Source organism: Micromonospora sp. LHW51205, assembly GCF_003315815.1.
Taxonomy (GTDB): domain Bacteria; phylum Actinomycetota; class Actinomycetes; order Mycobacteriales; family Micromonosporaceae; genus Micromonospora; species Micromonospora chalcea.
In genome coordinates this window covers 676023-696394 of the sequence record NZ_QMEZ01000003.1, presented here as the reverse complement: position 1 = coordinate 696394, position 20372 = coordinate 676023, and the positions used below count along the sequence as shown (strand labels likewise).

The following is a 20372-nucleotide window of genomic DNA, read 5'->3' as shown; positions in this document are numbered from 1 at the left end:
CAGATGTCAGACGACGTCGAGAACCTCGACCAGATAGCCGTCATCGGCATGGCGGGGCGGTTCCCCGGCGCTGCCGACGTGGACGAGTTCTGGGCGAACCTCACGGCCGGCCGGGAGGGGATCGCCCGCCTGTCCGACGAGGAGCTGCGCGCCGACGGCGTCGACCCGCAGGTGGCCGCGCGGGACGACTACGTGCCGGCCAAGGGCGTCCTGGCCGACGCGGACCGCTTCGACGCGGGCTTCTTCGGCTACCACCCCCGCGAGGCCGAGGTCCTCGACCCGCAGCACCGGGTCTTCCTGGAGTGCGTGTGGACGGCGCTGGAGTCGGCCGGCCACGACCCGAAGACCTTCGACGGGCGCATCGGCGTCTTCGCCGGGTCGAGCCTGAACTCGTACCTGCTGTTCAACCTGCTCGCCAACGAGCAGGCGGTGGACGCGGCCGGCAGCTACCAGACGCTGATCTCCAGCGACAAGGACTTCCTGGCCACCCGGGTGTCGTACAAGCTGAACCTGACCGGGCCGAGCATGACCGTGCAGACGGCCTGCTCCACCTCGCTGACCGCGGTGCACCTGGCGGCCCAGAGCCTGCTCAACGGCGAGTGCGACCTGGCCCTGGCCGGCGGCGTGTCGGTGAGCGTGCCGCTGCGCGGCGGCTACCGCTACGAACAGGGCGGCATCCTCTCCCCGGACGGGCACTGCCGGCCCTTCGACGCGCAGGCGCAGGGCACCGTCGCCGGCAACGGTGTGGGCGTGGTGGTGCTGCGGCGGTTGACCGACGCCCACGCGGCCGGGGACACAGTGGACGCGGTCATCCTCGGCACCGCGGTGAACAACGACGGCTCGCTGAAGGTCGGCTACACCGCGCCGAGCGTGGACGGGCAGGCCCGCGTCGTCGCCGAGGCGCTCGCCGTGGCCGACGTGGACCCGGACAGCATCGGCTACGTCGAGACCCACGGCACCGGCACCGCCCTCGGCGACCCGATCGAGATCACCGCGCTGACTCGCGCGTACCGCAAGCACACCGACCGGGTGGGCTACTGCGCGATCGGCTCGGTGAAGAGCAACGTCGGGCACCTCGACGCCGCGGCCGGGGTGACCAGCCTGATCAAGGCGGTGCTGGCGCTGCGCCACGAGGCGATCCCGGCGACCCTGCACCACACCCGGGCCAACCCCGAGCTGGCGTTGCCGACCAGCCCGTTCTTCGTCAACACCGAGCTGCGGCAGTGGCCCCGGCGGGAGACGCCGCGCCGGGCCGGGGTCAGCTCGTTCGGCATCGGCGGCAGCAACGTGCACGTGATCCTGCAGGAGGCGCCGGCCCCGGCCGCGTCGGCCGCCGCGCCGCCCGCCGCACCGGCCGTAGCCCGGGTGCTGCCGCTGTCGGCCCGGTCCGCGCCGGCGCTGGCCGCCGTGGCCGGCCGGCTCGCCGACCACCTGGCCGCCCACCCCGACCTGGACCTGGACGACGTGGCGTACACGCTGGCCGCCCGCCGCCGGGCCTTCGAGCACCGTACGGCGGTGACCGGCCGGGACAGCGCCGAACTGGTCGCCGCGCTGCGGCGGGCCGCCGACGCCGGCACGGGCACGCCTGCCGGACGGGACGCGCCGGTGGCGTTCCTCTTCCCCGGCCAGGGCGCGCAGTACGTGGGCATGACGCGGGGCCTGTACCGCAGCGAGCCGGTGTTCGCCGCCGAGCTGGACCGCTGCGCCGACCTGTTCGCCGGCCACCTCGGCGAGGACCTGCGGGTGCCGCTGTTCGCGGCCGACGACGGGACCGGCGACGCGGCGCTGGCGCTGGCGCGTACCGCTGTCACGCAGCCGGTGCTGTTCGCGGTGGAGTACGCGTTGGCCCGCCTGTGGATGTCGTGGGGCGTCCGCCCGGCGGCGATGGTCGGGCACAGCGTCGGCGAGTACGTGGCCGCCTGCCTGGCCGGGGTGTTCTCCCTCGAGGACGCGGTGGCGCTGGTCGCCACGCGGGGGCGCCTGGTGCAGTCGATGCCGGCCGGGTCGATGCTCGCGGTGTTCCTGCCCGAGGCGGAGGTGACCGGCCGGCTGACCGGCGGCCTGTGCGTGGCGGCGGTGAACTCCACCGGTCTGTGCGTGGTGGGCGGCCCGACCGCCGAGGTCGACGCGCTGGCGCAGCGGCTCGCGGCGGACGGGGTGGCGTGCCGCCGGCTGCGCACCTCGCACGCCTTCCACTCACCCAGCATGGACGCGGCTGTCGCGCCGTTCGTCGACGCGGTCCGCCGGGTCGCCCTGCGCCCGCCCGCCACCCCGTTCGTCTCCAACGTCACAGGCGCCTGGATCACCGACGAGCAGGCCACCGACCCGGAGTACTGGGGACGACACCTGCGCGCGCCGGTGCGTTTTGCCGACGCCCTGGACGTGCTGCTCGCCGACGAGGAGCTGGTGCTGCTGGAGGTCGGTCCGGGGCAGACGCTGCGCAACTTCGTCCGCCAGCACCGCGCCTGGCACGAGCGGCGGACGGTGGCCGGATCGGTGCGGCACCCGGTCGAGCCGCGCGACGACCAGGAGTACCTGCTGGCCGGGCTGGGTGAACTCTGGGCCGCCGGGGCGCCGGTGGACTGGGCCGCCCGCGCCGGGGACACGCCGCGGCTGCTGCGCCTGCCCACGTACCCGTTCCAGCGCCAGCGCTACTGGATCGAGCCGCGGCCCGGCCCGGTCCGGCCCGCGCCGGTCGCGGCGACCGGGCCGGACGCGCAGTGGTTCCACGTGCCCGGCTGGCGGCGGCTCACCGCGCCGGCCGCCGGGACCGCCGACGGGGCGACCTGGGTGGTGCTCGGCGCCGAGCTGCCGCTGGGCGTGGCGCTGGCCGGGCGGCTGGCCGACGACGGCGCGACAGTGCTGCGGGTCAGCGCCGGCGACGAGCTGCGGGAGACCGGCGAGCGGGCCTGGTCGCTGGACCCGGCCAGCCGGGACCAGCACGCCGGCCTGCTCAAGTCGCTGGAGGTGGACGCCGGCCGGACGATCCGGGTGGTGCACCTGTGGAGCCTGACCGTGGAGCCGGGCGACGGCCCGGATCCGGACCGGATCGACAGCGCCCGGCGGGTCGGGTTCGACAGCCTGCTGGCCCTGGCCCAGGCGATCGGGGACGTGCAGCCGGGCGCCCCGGTGGAGATCGACGTGCTCAGCCGGGGCCTGTTCGCGGTGACCGGCGAGGAGGCCCTGCAGCCGGAGAACGCCCCGCTGCTCGGCGCCACCACGGTCATCCCGCAGGAGGTTCCGGACGTCACCTGCCGCGTGCTGGACCTGACCGCGGCCGACCCGGCGCCCTGCCCCACGACCGTGCTGGCCCGGCTGACCGCGCCCACCGCCGACCGGGAACTGGCGCTGCGCGGCCGGCACTGGTGGGTACGCGACTTCGAGGCCCTGTCCGCCGACGCCGCCGGCGGGACGGGCGGCCGGCTGCGGCCCGGCGGCGTCTACCTGATCACCGGCGGTCTCGGCGGGGTCGGGCTGGCGCTGGCCGAGCAGATCGCCCGCTCGGTCGACGCGCCGGTGCTCGGGCTGCTGCACCGCTCGGCGTTCCCCGACTCGACGCGGTGGCCGGACTGGCTGGCCGAGCACGGCGAGCAGGACGACACCAGCCGGCGGATCCGCGGCGTGCAGCGGCTGCGGGAACTGGGGGCGCGGGTGGTGGTGCTGCACGCCGACGTCACCGACCGGGCCGCCCTGTCCGACGCGGTCGGACGGCTGCGCGCCGAAGGCGGTGGCCTGCACGGCGTCGTCCACGCCGCCGGCCTGCCGTCGCGGGGACTGATCGCGGTCAAGTCCGGCCGGGACGTGACCGACGTACTGGCCGCCAAGACCGTCGGCACGCTGCACCTGGACGCCGTCTGCGACGCCGACGGACTGGACTTCCTGCTGCTCTGCTCGTCGCTGACCGCGCTGCTCGGCGGGCCGGGGCAGAGCGACTACTGCGCGGCGAACGCCTTCCTGGACGTCTACGCCCAGTGGCGGCGAGCCACCACCGGGGCGCCGGTCGCGACTGTCGCCTGGGACACCTGGCGCAACACCGGCATGGCCGCCGGCCTGGTCGAGCGGCTGCACGGCGGCGCCGCGCTGACCGGGCACCCGCTGCTGCAACGCCTGGTCTCCTCGACCGGCACGTCCCGGACGTACGCCACCACGCTCAGCACGGCCGACAGCTGGATCGTCGACGAGCACCGGATCATGGGCCACGGCCTCGTTCCCGGCACCACGTACCTGGAGCTGGTCCACGCGGCGGTCGCCGACCGGGCGGCCGGCCGGGTGGTGGAGCTAAACGACGTGCTGTTCCTGATGCCGGTGATCGTGCCGGACGGTCGGAGCCGCGAGCTGTTCACCACGGTGGGGGAGCGCGACGGGCAGCTCCGGTTCAGCGTGCAGAGCCGCGTCGACGGGGAGTCCGGCCGCTGGCAGGAGCACGCGAGCGGCACCGTGGCCTTCCACGAGCGGCCGGCGGACACGGCCCGGGACCTGGACCGGCTGCGCCGCGACTGCGCCGTCACCGAGGTGATCGACACCGAGGACGAACTGAAGCGGCGGCTGAAGCTCGACCGGGTGGAGCAGGGCGGCCGGTTGCAGTTCTCGTTCGGCCCGCGCTGGCGGTGCCTGCGCCGCATCGAGGCCGGCGAGCGGCGGCTGATGGTCACGCTCGAACTGGCCGAGGAGTTCGCCGCCGACCTGGAGCGCTACCCGCTGCACCCGGCGCTGCTGGACGTGGCCGGCGCGTCCGCACGGATCCGCGCGCGGGACGTGTTCTACCTGCCGTTCACCTACCGCAGCCTGCGGGTCTTCGCCCCGCTGACCCGGGTGGTCCACTGCCACGTCGAGGTGGACGAGGCCGGTGACTCCGGCGAGACGCTCACCGTCAGCATCGAGCTGATCTCCCCGCAGGGACAGCTGCTGGCCCGGATCACCGACTTCACCATCAAGCGGATCAACGACATCGACGGCCTGCTGGAACAGGTGCGCGACGGCGCGGTGACCGCCGCCGGCACGGGCGCGGGCGAGGCGACGCCGGGCACCCTGCACGTGCTCAGCGAGGGAATGACCGCCGCCGACGGGATGGCCGCCTTCGACCGGCTGCTCGCCGCGCCCGAGCTGCCGGAGCACGTGGTGGTCACCGGCCGGGACCTTTCCGGGCTGCGCCGGCTCGCCGCCTCGATCACCCCCGCGCTGCTCGCCGGGGAGGTGGAGCAGATCGCCCCGCCCCGGGGCACCCATCCGAGGCCCGATCTGGACACCCCGTACGTGGCGCCGGGCACCGAGGCCGAGCGGACGGTGGCGGAGATCTGGCAGGAGGTGCTCGGCCTGGACCGCGTCGGCGTGCACGACGACTTCTTCGCCCTCGGCGGACACTCGCTGGCCGCCGTGCAGATCGGCGCGAAGATCCGCGGCCGGTTCGGGGTGGAGCTGAACCTGCGGGGCTTCTTCGACAGCCCGACGGTGGCGCACACGGTGACCGTGCTGGCCGACCCCGGCGAGCCGGGGGATCGGGGCGCCGACCGGATCGAAGCGGTGAGCCGGGACGTGCCCGACGACGAACTGGCCGGCCTCGACGAGCTGTCCGACGAGGAGATCGAGGCGCAGCTCGCCGCCCTGCTCGCCGAGGACGACGGCGGGGGACGGGCATGAGCCGGCCGCTTCCGCCCGCCCCGGCGCGTGCCCGCCGTACGCGAGCGCCGCACGTCCTGTCCGCAGCCGTGTCAGCTCACCCACACACCGAGGATGATCGCCCGTGACGACCACCGACCTGGGCAGCCTGTCCGCCGCCGAGAAGCGCGCACTGCTGGCCGAGCGGCTGCGGCAGAAGAAGCAGCGGCGGGAGTTCCCGGCCTCCTTCTCCCAGCAACGACTCTGGTTCCTGGAGCAGCTCTCGCCGGGCAGCGCCGCGTACAACATCCCCGGCGCCGTCCGCATCCTGGGCCCGCTGGACCTCGAGGTGTGGCGGCGCTGCTGCAACGAGATCACCCGCCGGCACGAGGCGCTGCGGACCACGTTCACCGAGGTCGACGGCGAGCCCCGGCAGCTGGTCAACGCCGTCTGCGAGCCGGAGTTCACCGTGGTCGACTGCGCCCACCTGCGCGGACCGCAGGGCGAGGCGGGCATCCAGGAGCTGGCCCGGGAGGAGTTCACCCGCCCGTTCGACCTGGCCGGCGGGCCGCTGCTGCGGGTGCGGTTCCTCCGGCTCGGACCGCAGGAGCACATCCTGCTGCTGACCATGCACCACATCGCGGCCGACCTGTGGTCCATGTCCGTGGCCATCGCCGAGCTGGTCGAGCTGTACGGGGCGTTCGCCGCCGGTCGCGAGTCGACCCTGCCGGACCTGCCGATCCAGTACGTCGACTACACCGTCTGGCAGCGGCAGCGGCTGGAGGGCGACGCGCTCGACGCCGACCTGGAGTACTGGAAGAAGACGCTCGCCGGGGCGCCGGCCGCGCTGGAGCTGCCCATCGACAAGCCCCGCCCGGCGGTGCAGAGCACCCGGGGTGGCTCCCGGCCCTTCGCCCTGCCCGAGCCGGTGATGACCCGGCTGCGCGCGTTGAGCCAGCGGGAGGGCGCCACCCCGTTCATGACCCTGCTCGCGGCCTTCCAGGCGCTGCTGCACCGTTACAGCCGCGAGGACGACATCGTGGTCGGCGTACCGGTGGCCAACCGGAACCGGCCGGAGATCGAACGGCTCGTCGGCTACTTCGTCAACACCCTGGCGCTGCGCACCGACCTGTCCGGCGACCCGAGCTTCCGCGAGCTGGTCGGGCGGGTCCGGCAGACCTGCCTCGGCGCGTTCGCCCACCAGGAGGTGCCCTTCGAGCGGCTGGTGGAGGAGCTGGCCCCGCGCCGGGACCTGTCCCGCTCGCCGATCTTCCAGGTGCACTTCATCTTCCAGAACATCCCGATGCCCGAGTTCGACGTGGCCGGGCTGCGGCTGGAGCCGGTCGACGTGGAGAGCTCCACCGCCCGGTTCGACCTGGAGCTGCAGGTCTTCGACCGGCCGGACGGGCTGACCGGCTGGTTCGAGTACAACACCGACCTGTTCGAGCCGGCCACCGTGGAGCGGATGTCCCGGCACCTCGCGCAGCTGGTGGAGAACCTGCTCGCCGACCCGGACCGGCCGATCGACCAGGTTCCGATGCTCGGCGCCGACGAGGAGCGTGACCTGCGGCTGCGGTGGAACGACACCCGCCGGGACTGGCCGCAGCCGGTGTGCGTACCGCAGCGCTTCGCCGCCCGGGCCGCCGCCACCCCGCACGCCCCGGCGCTGCGCACCGACCGGGAGACCCTGACCTACACCGAGCTGGACGGGCGCTCGACCCGGCTGGCCCGCCGGCTGCGGCGGCTCGGGGTGGCCCGGGAGACGATGGCCGGCATCTGCCTGGAGCGTTCGGCCGACATGGTCGTGGCGATGCTCGCCGTGCTCAAGAGCGGCGGCGCGTACGTGCCGCTGGACCCGGGTTTCCCGCCGGACCGGATCGCCTTCATGCTCGCCGACTCCGACCTGTCCGTGCTGCTCACCAGCAGCGACGTGCTGGCGGGCCTGGGCGGGGTGAAGGCGCAGCCGCTCTGCCTGGACCTGCTCGGTGACGAGCTGGCCGCCGAGTCGGCCGAACCGCTGGACGTCGACGTGCGCCCCGACGACCTGGCGTACGTCATCTACACCTCCGGCTCCACCGGCCGGCCCAAGGGCGTGCAGGTGCCGCACGGGGCGCTGGGCAACTTCCTGCTCGCCATGGGCGAGCGCCCCGGCGTCACCGCCGACGACGTGCTGCTGGCGGTCACCACGCTCTCCTTCGACATCGCCGGGCTGGAGCTGCTCCTGCCGCTGGTCGAGGGGGCCTGCGTGGCAGTGGTGAGCCGCCAGGTCGCCGCCGACGGGGAACGGCTGGCCGCCGCGCTGGACGCCTTCGGCGCGACGGTCATGCAGGCCACCCCGTCCACCTGGCGGATGCTGCTCGACGCCGGCTGGACCGGCGAGGCCGGGCTGCGGGTGCTGGCCGGCGGTGAGGCGCTCCCCGCCGAGCTGGCCCAGCGCCTGCTCGGCCGGTGCGCCGAGCTGTGGAACATGTACGGCCCGACCGAGACGACCATCTGGTCGGCGGTGGCGCGGGTCGACCACGGCCCGATCTCCATCGGCGAGCCGATCGCCAACACCGAACTGCACGTGCTCGACGGCAGCGGCCACCTGGTGCCGCCGGGTGTCCCCGGCGAGCTGCACATCGGCGGCGCCGGCCTGGCGCGGGGCTACCTGGACCGGCCCGAGCTGACCGCCGAGCGGTTCGTCCGGCACCCCTTCCCGATCGGGCTGGGCGACCGGCTCTACCGCACCGGTGACCTGGTCCGCCGTCGCGCCGACGGGAGCATCGAGTTCCTCGGCCGGCTCGACCACCAGGTGAAGCTGCGGGGCTTCCGGATCGAGCTGGGCGAGATCGAGTCGGTGCTGGAGCGGCAGCCGCAGGTCAACCAGGCGGTGGTGACCGTACGCGAGGACACCCTCGGCGACCAGCGGCTGGTGGCGTACGTGGTGGCCGGCGCCGACGCCCGGGCCGAGGCGGCGGCGCAGTGGCCGCACGAGGTGGAGCAGTGGCGCGACGTCTGGGACGCCGCGTACGACGTGACGGACACCGGCGAGGTCGACCCGACGTTCGACACCCGGGGCTGGAACAGCAGCTACACCGGAGCGCCGATCCCGGTGGCGGAGATGCGCGGCTGGGCCGAGGCGACCGCCGAGCGGATCCTCCAGGACGGCCCGCGCTCGGTGCTGGAGATCGGCTGCGGCACCGGCCTGATCCTCTACCGGGTCGCCCCGCACGTGCGCCGCTACTGGGGCACCGACATCTCCGCTGTCGCCCTGGACCGGCTGCGCGCCGACGTGCCGGCGCGGGGACTGTCCGGGGTGGAGCTGTTCGGCTGCGCCGCCGACGAGCTGGACGCGCTGCCCGACCAGCTCTTCGACGTGATCGTGCTCAACTCGGTGGCGCAGTACTTCGCCGACGAGGACTACCTGCTGCGGGTGATCGAGGGCGCGTTGCCCCGGCTCGCCCCGGGCGGCTCGCTCTTCCTCGGCGACATCCGCAGCCTGCCGCTGCTGGAGACCTTCCACACCTCCGTGCAGGTGGAGCGGGCCGAGGCGCAGGACAGCGCCGAGCAACTGCGCGAGCGGGTGCGCCGGGCCGTCGCCGACGACCGGGAGCTGGTTTTCGACCCGGGCTTCTTCACCGCGTTGCCGGCCCGCTTCCCCCGGCTGACGGGGGTACGGGTGATGCCGAAGCTCGGCTCGGTGAGCAACGAGCTGACCCGGTTCCGCTACGACGTACGGCTCACCGTCGACGGCGACGTCGTCGACGCCGGGGACGTGACGTGGCTGGACTGGCGCGACAGCGGGCTCACCGCGGCCGGGCTGCGCGAGCGGCTCACCGCCGACCGTCCGGCGCTGCTCGCGCTGCGCGGCGTACCCAACGCCCGCGTCGACCGCTGGGCGCGGGCGGCGACGGCGCTCGCCGGGGCGGACGGCACGGTCGCCGACCTGCGGGCCGAACTGGCGTCCCCTGTCGACCCGGCCGCCGTCGAGCCGGAACAGCTGCGCCGGCTCGCCGACGCGACCGGCTACCGGCTGGACCTGGACTGGTCCGGTCACGGACCGGCCGGTGACCTGACCGTCGTGCTGCGCCGGCTGGCCGGCGACGGCCGGCCGGAGACGCCGCTGCCCCGGCTCGCCGGGCCGCCCGCCGCCGAGCCGCGCTGGGACTCGTTCGTCAACGACGCCCTCGGCCGCCGGGCGAGGCGGCTGCTGCCGCGGCTGCGGGCCGCGGTCGGCGAGCAGTTGCCCGACTACATGGCGCCCTCGGCGTACGTCTTCCTCGACGCGCTGCCGCTCACCCCGAACAACAAGGTCGACCGCAAGGCGCTGCCCGCGCCCGAGTCGGGCCGGCGGCAGGTGACATCGGCGTACGTGGCGCCGCGCACACCGGTCGAGGAGGTGATCGCCGGCATCTGGGCCGAGACCCTCGGCGTCGACCGGGTCGGCGTGGGCGACGACTTCTTCGCCCTCGGCGGGCACTCGCTGCTCAGCACCCGGATGGTGGCCCGGGTACGGGAGGCGTTCGGCGTGGACGTGCCGTTGCACAAGGTCTTCACCGACCCGACGGTCGCCGGGCTCACCCGCGCGCTGACCGCCGACCCCGCGCAGCGGACCGTCGTGGAGAAGACCGCCGAGCTGCTGATCCGGCTCAGCGACCTGTCCGACGACGAGGTGCAGCAGGCGCTCGACCGCGCCGACGGAAGGACGCAGGCATGAGCACCAGGCGGTTCGCCCTGTCCGCGCAGCGGCTCGCGCTGCTGGGCAACCTGCTCCAGGAGGAGGGCATCGACCGCGCCCCGGCGCGGACCGTGCCACCGCGCGCCGACCGGGACGCCCCGGTGCCGCTGACCTTCTCGCAGAGCCGGATCTGGTTCCTGGAGCAGTTCGCGGCGCACACCTCCGCGTACGTCATCTCCACGGCGATGCGGGTGCACGGCGACTTCCGCGCGGACCTGTTCGCCGGCGCCTGCGCCGAGGTGGTCCGCCGGCACGAGTCGCTGCGGACGGTCTTCTTCGAGCGGGACGGACGGCCGTACCAGCAGGTGCGGGCCGAGCTGCCGCCGGACGTGCGGGTCGAGGACGTGCCCGGGGTGACGCCCGGGGAGGTCGACGCCGAGCTGCGCCGCCGCGAGGAGGAGCTGATCGGCCGGCCGTTCGACCTGGCCGCCGGTTCGCCGGTGCGGGTCCGGCTGCTCCGCTTCGGCCCGCAGGTGACCGGCGTGCTGCTCAACCTGCACCACCTCGTGTCCGACCGCTGGTCGATGGGGGTGCTGCTGCGCGAGCTGATCGACTGCTACCGCGCCCTGCTCACCGGCGGGCCGCACGGCCTGCCCGAGCTGCCGGTGCAGTACGCCGACTTCGCCCTCTGGCAGCAGGAGCCGGCCGCTCAGCAGGCGTGGGCGGCGGACCTGGCGTACTGGACGGGCCAGCTCGGCGGCGCGCCACCGGAGATCGGCCTGGTCGGTGACCGGCCCCGGCCGAGGGAGAAGAGCTACCGGGGTGACTCGGTGCCGGTGGAGATCCCGCCGGCCGTGGTGACCCGGCTGCGGGCGCTGTCCCGGCAGGAGAACGCCACGCTGTTCATGGTGCTCCAGGCCGCCTTCGCGGTGCTGCTGCACCGGCTCACCGGCGACGAGGAGGTGGTGGTCGGCTCGCCGGTGGCCAACCGGCGCCTGGTCGAGCTGGAGCCGCTGATCGGGCTGTTCATGAACACCGTGGCACTGCGTACCGACCTGCGCGGCGAGCCGTCGTTCCGGGAGCTGCTGCGCCGGGTCGGCGCGGTGTGCCTGGCCGCGTACGACCACCAGGGCATCCCGTTCGAGCGGCTGGTCGAGCAGTTGCAGCCGGAGCGGTCGGCGGCCGGCACCCCGGTCTTCCAGGTGCTGTTCTCGTACCAGAACGTGCCGTTCCCGTCCTGGCACGACGGGCCGCTGCGGGTCGAGCCGGTCTCGCTGGACGCCCGCAAGGCCGAGTTCGACCTGCTGCTTGACCTCTTCGAGGACGGCGACACGATCTGGGGGCGGCTGGAGTACAGCACCGACCTGTTCGACGAGGCGACCGCCCGGCGTCACGTGGGCATGTTCCACCGTCTGCTGCGGGGCCTGCTGGACGACCCGGACACCCCGATCGGCGTGCTGCCGCTCGTCGGCCCGGTCGAGCGGGACGAGCTGCTGGCGCTGGCCACCGGCCCGGCGACCGACGCCGCCCGTCCGCTGGTCGGTGACGCCTTCGCCGCGGCGGTACGCCGTGACCCGGCCGCCCCGGCGGTGCGGTTCGGCTCGCGTACGGTCGGCTACGGCGAGCTGGACGCGCTCGTCGGCGTGCTCGCCGATCGGTTGCGGGCAGCGGGCGTGCGCCGGGGCACCCGGGTCGGCGTGCGGCTGGACCGGTGCGTGGAGCTGGTCGCCGCGCCGCTCGCCGTCTGGCGGGCCGGCGGGGTGGTCGTACCGGTGGATCCGGGGCTGCCCGCGGACCGGGCCGCCGCGCTGCTGACGGCGGCCGAGGTCGCGTTGCTGCTCACCGCGCGCCCGCAGGGCGGCGTCCCGCGCTGGTCCGGGCCGACCTGCCTGGTGGACGACCCGTCCGCCGACCCGCGCGCCGTGCGCGGCGCCGCCGTGCCCGGTGCCCTCGTGCCGGACGCCGCGGCGCCGGCCGGCGCGGGCACTGTCACCGGCGGCGACCCGGCCTACGTCACCTGTCCGCCCGACGGTGTGCCGCGCACCACGGTGCACAGCCACGCGGCGCTGCGCGACCGGCTGCGCTGGTTGTCCGAGGCGGCCGGGCTGACCGCCGCCGACCGGGTGCTCCAGCAGGCGCCCCTGGCCGCCCCGGCGGCGGTCTGGGAGCTGTACGCCCCGCTGCTGAGCGGCGCGGCCGTGGTGCTGGCCCGGCCCGGCGGGGACCGCGACGCCCGCCACGTGGTCGGCCTGATCCGGGCGGAGCGGGTCAGCGTGGCCTGCTTCCGGCCCGACCTGCTCGCCGACCTGCTCGACCAGCGCGGGGTGGAGCGCTGCGCCGCGCTGCGGCACGTGTTCTGCGGTGGGGCGCCGCTGTCCCGGGACCTGGTGGCGCGCTTCGCGGAGCGGTCGCCGGCGGCCCTGCACCACGTGCTCGTGCCGCCGGACGTGGCCGCGCCGGTCACCGCCCACCTGTGCGCCGTCGACGGCGAGCTCACCGATCCGGCCACGCCCGACGGCGGGCCCGCCGACCCGGCCACGCCCGACGGCGGGCAGCGGCAGTTGATGCCGGTCGGCCGCCCGGTGCCGGGCACCCGGGCGCACGTCCTGGACCGGGCCGGTCAGCCACTCCCGGCCGGCGTGCCGGGGGAGCTGTACGTCGGTGGCGACCCGCTTCCGGCGCCGGCCGGAGACGTGGCGGCGCTGCTGGCGCCGGACCCGTTCGGCACGGCGCGCGGCGTGCGGCTGCTGCGCACCGGCGAGCGGGCCCGGATGCGCGCCGACGGCGTGATCGAGTACCTGGGCCGCCTCGACCACCAGGTACGGCTGCGCGGCTTCCCGGTGGACCTGGACCTGGTCGAGTCGATCGTGTCCGGGCATCCCGCCGTGACCGGGGCCGCCGTGGTGGCGCACGACGACCGGCTGGTCGCGTACGTCGTGGGGCAGGCCGGGACCGGTGAGCTGGCGGCGTACCTGAGGCAGCGGCTGCCGGAGAATCTGCTCCCGGCCGCCTGGGTGGCGCTGCCGGAGCTGCCGCGCACCCCGGCCGGCACTGTCGACCGGTCCGCCCTGCCCGCGCCGCAGCCGCTCGCCGACGAGCCCGCCGCCGCTGCCGAAGCGCCCCGCGACGAGGTGGAAGCGGCGATCGCCGACATCTGGCGGGAACTGCTCGGGATCGACGAGGTCGGCCGGGACGACAACTTCTTCACCCTGGGCGGGCACTCCCTGCTCGCCACCAAACTCGCCGCGCAGATCGACGCCCGGTACGGCGTACGGCTCGCGCTGCGCGACCTCTTCGGCAACCCGACCGTCGGCTGGCTGGCCGGGCAGGTCCGGCGGCACGCGAGCGGCGCGGACACCGGCCCGGCCCCGATCCCGCGCGTCGGCCGCGACGGCGACCTGCCGCTGTCGTTCAGCCAGGAACGGCTGATCCGGCACCACCCGCTCGGCCCGGCCGACCCGATCCACAACGTGGTGACCGCGCTGCGGCTGACCGGACCGCTGGACGAGGCGGCGCTGCGCCGCGCCCTGGACGACGTCGCCGGGCGGCACGAGGCGCTGCGGACCCGGATCGTGGACGGCCCGGACGGGCCGGCGCAGCGGATCGAACCGGCCGGCGGCTGGCCGTTGACGGCGGTGGACCTCCGCGACGCCGAGCCGGGCGAACTGCGCGCGCTGATCGAGGAGCAGGGACGGCGGCCGTTCCGCATCGACGCGGAGCCGATGGTGCGCGGCCTGCTGGCCCGCCTCGGCGAGGACCGGCACGCGCTGGTGCTCACCATGCATCACCTGGTCACCGACAACTGGTCCTACGGGGTGCTGGTGCGCGACCTGACCGAGTTCTACGGCGCCCACGCCGCCGGCCGGGCGCCGCGGCTGCCGGAGCTGGCCGTGCAGTACCCCGACGTGGCGGCGTGGCAGCGCCGGCAACTGGCCGGCGGCGCGCTCGACGCGCACGTGGACCACTGGCGGCGCGCCCTCGCCGGCCTGCCACCGGCACTGACGCTGCGGCCACCGGCCACCGGGACGACCGCCGCCGACGGCTTCACCCGCGCGTTCCGCGTCGACCCGGCGGTCACGGAGAAGCTGCGTGGGCTCGCCCGGCAGGAGGGGGCCAGCCTGTTCATGGCGCTGCTGGCCGCGTACCACCTGCTGCTCGCCGCCTGCTCCGGCCGCGACGACATCCCGGTGGGCTTCCCGGAGGCGGGCCGGGACCGGGCCGAGACGGCCGACCTGATCGGCTGGTTCGTGCACCCGCTCGTGGTACGCGCCGACCTGACCGCCGCGTCGACGTTCGCCGGGCTGGTGCGGCAGGTCCGGGACCGGACGCTCGACGCGTACGCCAACCGGGCCGTGCCGCCGTGGCTGGCGGTGCCGGCCACCGCGGACGCTGACCCGACCCGGACCCTGTTCAACCTGCTCAACGCCGAGGTGCCGGAACTCGCGTTGCCCGGGCTGCGGGTCGATTCGTTGGAAATCGGTGACGACTACGTCTTCTCCGAGGTGCTCGGCACCAACCTCAGACCGGCGGAGGTCGACTTGGCGCTGATCATGCGGGAACAGGGCGCGGAACTGCACGGCACCTGGATCTTCTCCACCGACGTCCACGACGCCCGGGCGCTCCAGGCGCTGATGCGACGCTGGGACCTGCTGCTCGGCCGGCTGGCCGACTCACCGGCGGCGCCGCTGACCACGCTCCGTGCCTGGCTGGACGAGGTGGGCGCATGAGCCTCTTCGCCTACCTGCTGCGCTACAGCCGGGGCCCGTTCCTGCTGGCCATCGCGGCGGGCATCGTCAGCGGCGGCACCGGCGCCGCCTTCATCGCCATGGTCAACCTGGCGCTGGCCGCCGACGCCGCGCCCTCGCAGCGGCTGATCTGGGGATACGTGGCGCTCTGCCTGGCCACGCTGGTCACCAAGTTCGCCTCCCAGAGCATGCTGTACCGGCTGTCCCAGGGCGCCGTCTACCACCTGCGCCGCCGCCTCATCGACGGCATCCTGGACGCCCCGCTGCGGACCGTGGAGCGGACCGGCACGGCGCAGCTCTACTCGGCGCTCGCCGACGACGTGGTGGTGATCGCCGACGCGCTGCCCGGCCTGCCGGGCATCTGCTCGGGCGCGGCGTTCGTGCTGGTGGCCATCGCGTACCTGGTGATCGTCTCACCGGCGGTGGCGCTCGCCACCGGCGCCACGGTCGTCGTGGGCGTGCTGCTCTACCTGCTCGTCTCCGCCTCCGGCCTGGGTGCGCTCAAGGCCGCGCGGCGGGAGCAGGACGCGCTGTTCGGTCACTTCCGTTCGGTCACCGAAGGGCTCAAGGAGCTGAAGCTCAACCGGGAGCGGCGGGCCGCGCTGATCGACGGTGAGCTGACGGCCACGGCGTCCGCCTACCGCCGGCACAGCGTCTTCGGCCTCTCCGTCTACGAGGGCGCCACAGGTGGCGGTCAGGCGGTCTTCTTCGCCTTCATCGGCCTGCTGCTGTTCGCCTTCCCCGCCTGGTTCGCCCTGTCCGACCAGACGCTCACGTCGTGCGTGCTGATCCTGCTCTTCGCCGTCTCCAGCCTTCAGGGTGTCCTCGTCTGGTTCCCCGCGCTGGGCCGGGCGTCGGTGGCCCTGGGGAAGATCAAGGAGCGGCTCGCGGAGCTCGACGCGGGTCTCGGCGGGCCGGGCGCGGGGCGGGCGCCCGCCGTGCCGAACAGCAGGGTCCCGGCCGCCGCGGGCCGGGCGGGCAACGTCTTCGCCGGGTGGCGAAGCATCGCCTTCCGCGGAGTCAGCCACGTCTACCCCGGACCGAAAGGCGAGCAGTTCGTGCTCGGCCCGCTGGACTTCGAGTTCCGGCGCGGCGAGATCCTCTTCGTCGTCGGCGCCAACGGCAGCGGCAAGACCACCCTGGCGAAGGTGCTCACCAGCCTGTACGAGCCGGAGAGCGGCGCGATCCAGGTGGACGGCACCCAGGTCACCGCGGCCAACCGGGAGGACTACCGCAACCTGTTCTCCGCCGTGTTCTCCGACTTCCACCTCTTCGACAGCCTGCTCGGGCTGCCGGCGGGGGAGCAGGCCGCCAAGGCGCAGCGGTACCTGGAGCGCCTGCAACTGGACCACAAGGTACGCGTCGACGGGGACCGCTTCTCCACCACGGCGCTCTCGCTCGGGCAGCGCAAACGGCTGGCGTTGCTGGTGACGTACCTGGAGGACCGCCCCTTCTGCCTGTTCGACGAGTGGGCGGCCGACCAGGACCCGGTCTTCAAGGACTTCTTCTACCGGGAACTGCTGCCGGAACTGCGGGACCGGGACAAGGCCGTCGTGGTGATCAGCCACGACGACCGCTACTTCGACGCCGCCGACCGGCTCGTCCGGCTCGACTACGGCCAGATCAGGGAGGAGGAGGTTCCCCGTGGACAGTCGGTGGCTGGGCGGTCAGGTGTGGAATCCGGACGCTGACGTCCGCCTGTTCTGCCTGCCGTACGCAGGTGGCGGCGCGGCGGCGTTCCGGGGCTGGCAGCGCGCCGCGCCACCCGGAGTCCAGGTGGTGGCGTTGGAGCTGCCCGGCCGGGGCACCCGGCTGCAGGAGGCGCCCTTCCTGCGCCTCACCCCGCTGATCCGGTCCCTCGCCGACGCGCTGACCGGCGCGCTGGACCGGCCGTACGCGCTGTTCGGGCACAGCATGGGTGGCCTGCTCGCCTTCGAGCTGGCCCGGGCGCTGCGCCGCCGCCCGGTGCGCCAGCCGGAGCACGTGTTCGTCTCCGCCGCCGCGTCGCCGGACTCCCCGTCGTCGCGGCCGCTGCTGCACTGCGCCGCCGACGACGAGATCCGCGCGCACCTGGCGAAGCTGGGCGGCACCCCGCCGGAGGTGCTCGACAACGCCGACCTGATGCGGCTGATGCTGCCCGTGCTGCGGGCCGACTTCTCGGTGCTGGAGACGTACGAGCACCGCCCCGAGCCGCCGCTGGCGACGCCACTGACGGTGCTGGGCGGCCGGGGGGACCGGATCGTGCCGCCGAGGGCGCTCGACGGGTGGCGGCGGCACACCTCGGCCCGGTCGCGGCTCTGCCTGTTCCCCGGCGACCACTTCTTCCTCCACGGCGCGCGGGCCGAGGTGGTGGCGACGGTGGCGCGGGATCTCGCCGCCGTCGTACCGCCGCCCTGGGTGTCCGGCGCCGCCGACCGGTACCACCACCGACCGCCCCCGACCACAGCCGCCGCCGTACCCGCCCGGAGCGGGCCGCCGGTGGACCGGAACCCAGGAGACGAGACATGACCCCCCTCGACCCGGCGGTGGAAGCGGCCGACATCGAGCCGTTCACGCTGCTCAGTCCCCGGGACCGGGCGATCGTCCCGGCCGGCGTCAGCGACGCCTATCCGCTGCCCGACGTGCCGGCCGACCTGGTCGCGCAGGCGTCGGCGTTCACCGAGGTCGACCTGGACGGCCGGCGGATCGAGGACCCGGCCCCGTTCGCGCCGGAGCGTTTCGCCTCGGCGGTCGAGGCGGTGGTGCGCGCGCACGAGCTGCTCCGTTGCTCGACCGACCCGTCCGGCGGCACCGAGCCGCTGTACCTGGCGCATCCGGACGCCGCGGTCCCGCTGGCCCGGCACGACCACCGCAGCGTCGACGCGGACAAGCGCGACGCGATGCTCGCCGCGCTGCTGGAGACCGAACGGGCCACGCCGTTCGACCCGGCCGCCGCCGGGGCGCTGCGGCTGACCGTGATCCTGGAGACCGAACAGAGCTGGACGCTGCTGGTCGCCGCGCCCCGGGCGCTGAGCTGCGTGGCCGACCCGGCGGGCATCCTCGCCGAGCTGCTGCGCGCCTATTACGCCGCGGCGCCGGTCACCGCCACCCGGCACGCGCCCTGCGTCGCGGACGCGCTCGACGCCGCCGCCGACTTCGAAGGCGAGGAGTACTGGACCCGGGCGCTGGCCGGCGGCTCCTGCGCCCTGCCCGGCGGCTGGGGCGGCGCGGCCGGGAGCACCGAGCTCACCGTCGACCTGGCCGGGATGTCCGCCGGGCTGGCCGTGCTCGCCGACGCCGCCGGGGCGCCGCTGTCCACTGTGCTGTTCGCCGCCCACCAGACCGTGCTCGGCATGCTCGGCGCCGAACCCGCCGGGCACACCGACGCCACCCTCACCCCGCACGGCGGCGCCGCGCGCCCGGACTGCGAGCGACTGCTGCACCGCGTGGTGCGGCCCGTGCCGACGGCCGCCCGCGCGGCGACCTGGCGGGCGCTGGTGCGCGACGTGGCCGCCCACGAGCGCGACGCGTGGACCCACCGGCTCGCGTACCGCCCGGTCACCGGCGGGCCGGGGCAGGGGCAGCACGCCCTCTTCGAGTGGGACCCGGCCGCCGGCCTGCCCGGTGAGCCGCTGCCCGGCCTGCCGGACGACCGGGACGGGTACGGCCTGCGGGTCACCGCCGGGCCGGACCGCCTGCGCCTGCGCGTCGCCGGGGAGACAGTCGACCCCGGGTACGCCCGCCGGCTCGCCGCGCTCTACCGGGAGGTGCTGGTGGCGATGGCCGCCGACCCCGACGGCGACGCCGGGCGCACCTACCTGCCGGCGGACGAGCGCGACGCGGTGCTGCGCGACTGGGCCGTCGCGGAGACGGCGCACCGGGGCGACGTGACCGTGGTCGACCTGATCCGGGCCCAGGCCGACGCCACTCCGGACCGGATCGCCGTCCGGGTCGGCGACACGCGGCTCACGTACCGGGAGCTGATGCGGCGGGCCAACCGGCTCACCCACCACCTGCTCGACCTCGGCGCCGGCCGGGACACCCTGGTCGGCGTGTGCCTGGGCCGCACACCAGACCTCATCCCCGCCCTGATCGCGGTCTGGCAGTCCGGGGCCGGCTACCTGCCGCTGGATCCGCAGCTGCCGGCGGAACGGCTGCGCTACATGATCGAGGCGGCCGGCAGCCCGGTGGTGGTCACCTCCACCGTCGAGCAGGCCACCCTCACCGGCCTGTACGACGGCGTCCTGGTCCTGGTCGACGCGGATGCGGCGGCCGTCGCGGCCCGGCCCGACACCCCGGCGACCGTGCCGATCGACCCGGCCCAGCTCGCCTACGTCATCTTCACCTCCGGCTCCACCGGGCGGCCCAAGGGCGTGCTGGTGCCGCACGCCGGCCTGGCCAACTATCTGCTCTGGACCGTCGGCGCGTACGCCGCGCACGGCCCCGGCGGCGCCCCGGTCTTCTCCTCGATCTCGTTCGACCTGGGCATCCCGAACATCTTCACCCCGCTGATCACCGGGGAGCCGGCGCACCTGCTGCCCGAGCCGCTGGACACCGCCGAGCTCGGGGCGCACCTGCTCACGGGCGCGCCGTACAGCTTCATCAAGATGACCCCGGGCCACCTGGACCTGCTCACCTGGCAGCTCACCGGGGAGCAGGCGCGGGACCTGGCCGGCATGGTCATCGCGGCCGGGGACTCGTTCACCGCGGCGCTGGCCGAGCGCTGGCTGGATCTGGCCGGGCCGGACGGCACGAAGGTCGCCACCGAGTACGGCCCCACCGAGATCACCATCGGCAACTCGGGGCAGCCGATCAGCGAGCCGCCGGCCACCGAGCTGGTGCCGCTCGGCGTCCCGATCGTCAACACCACCATGTACGTGCTGACCGAGCGGCTCGACCCGGTGCCGGTCGGCGTGCCCGGCGAGGTCTGGATCGGCGGCGTCGGGGTGGCGCGCGGCTACCTGGGCCGCCCGGACCTGACCGCGGACCGGTTCCGGCCCGACCCGTACGGCCCGCCGGGCAGCCGCCTCTACCGCAGCGGCGACCTGGCCCGCTGGCTGCCCGACGGCACGCTGGAGTTCCTCGGCCGCATCGACAACCAGGTCAAGATCCGGGGCTACCGGGTGGAACTGGGCGAGATCCAGGCCCGGCTCGCCGCCCATCCGGGCGTCCGTGACGCCGTGGTGCTCGCCCGCGAGCCCAGCCCCGGCGAGAAGCGCCTGGCGGCGTACGTGGTGCTCACCGCCGGCGCGGCGGTGGACGCCGCCGCGTTGCGCGCCCACCTCGCCGTCGACCTGCCCGACTACATGATCCCGGCGGACGTCGTCGCCATCGACCACATTCCGCTCACCACCAACGGGAAGGTGGACAGCCGCGCGTTGCCCGCCCTCTGA

Annotated in this window: 6 protein-coding genes; all 6 read left to right on the top strand. The window is 75.0% G+C overall.

Annotation, left to right across the window (positions count from 1 at the left end):
- Positions 1-3: 3 nt before the first annotated feature.
- The 6 genes from DQE82_RS15340 to DQE82_RS15315 all read left to right on the top strand — a co-directional run bounded on the left by DQE82_RS15340 (position 4) and on the right by DQE82_RS15315 (position 20372).
- A complete protein-coding gene (locus tag DQE82_RS15340; protein ID WP_113973036.1) occupies positions 4-5637 on the top strand; it encodes a type I polyketide synthase in 5634 nt (1877 codons plus the stop codon).
- 103 nt (positions 5638-5740) lie between these two features.
- Positions 5741-10294 (top strand): non-ribosomal peptide synthetase, encoded by a 4554-nt coding sequence (locus DQE82_RS15335; protein WP_113973035.1) that lies wholly within the window; start codon positions 5741-5743, stop codon positions 10292-10294.
- Positions 10291-14982, top strand: a complete 4692-nt coding sequence (locus DQE82_RS15330; RefSeq protein ID WP_113973034.1) for a condensation domain-containing protein — start codon at positions 10291-10293, stop codon at positions 14980-14982. The genes DQE82_RS15335 and DQE82_RS15330 overlap by 4 nt, the downstream gene beginning before the upstream one ends.
- A complete protein-coding gene (locus DQE82_RS15325; protein WP_113973033.1) occupies positions 14979-16691 on the top strand; it encodes a cyclic peptide export ABC transporter in 1713 nt (570 codons plus the stop codon). Before DQE82_RS15330 ends, DQE82_RS15325 begins: the two co-directional genes overlap by 4 nt.
- On the top strand, positions 16645-17508 hold the full coding sequence (locus DQE82_RS15320) for a thioesterase II family protein (RefSeq protein ID WP_113973032.1): 864 nt from the start codon (positions 16645-16647) through the stop codon (positions 17506-17508). Before DQE82_RS15325 ends, DQE82_RS15320 begins: the two co-directional genes overlap by 47 nt.
- Entirely contained in the window at positions 17505-20372 is a 2868-nt protein-coding gene (locus DQE82_RS15315) for an amino acid adenylation domain-containing protein (protein ID WP_113973031.1), read from the top strand. The genes DQE82_RS15320 and DQE82_RS15315 overlap by 4 nt, the downstream gene beginning before the upstream one ends.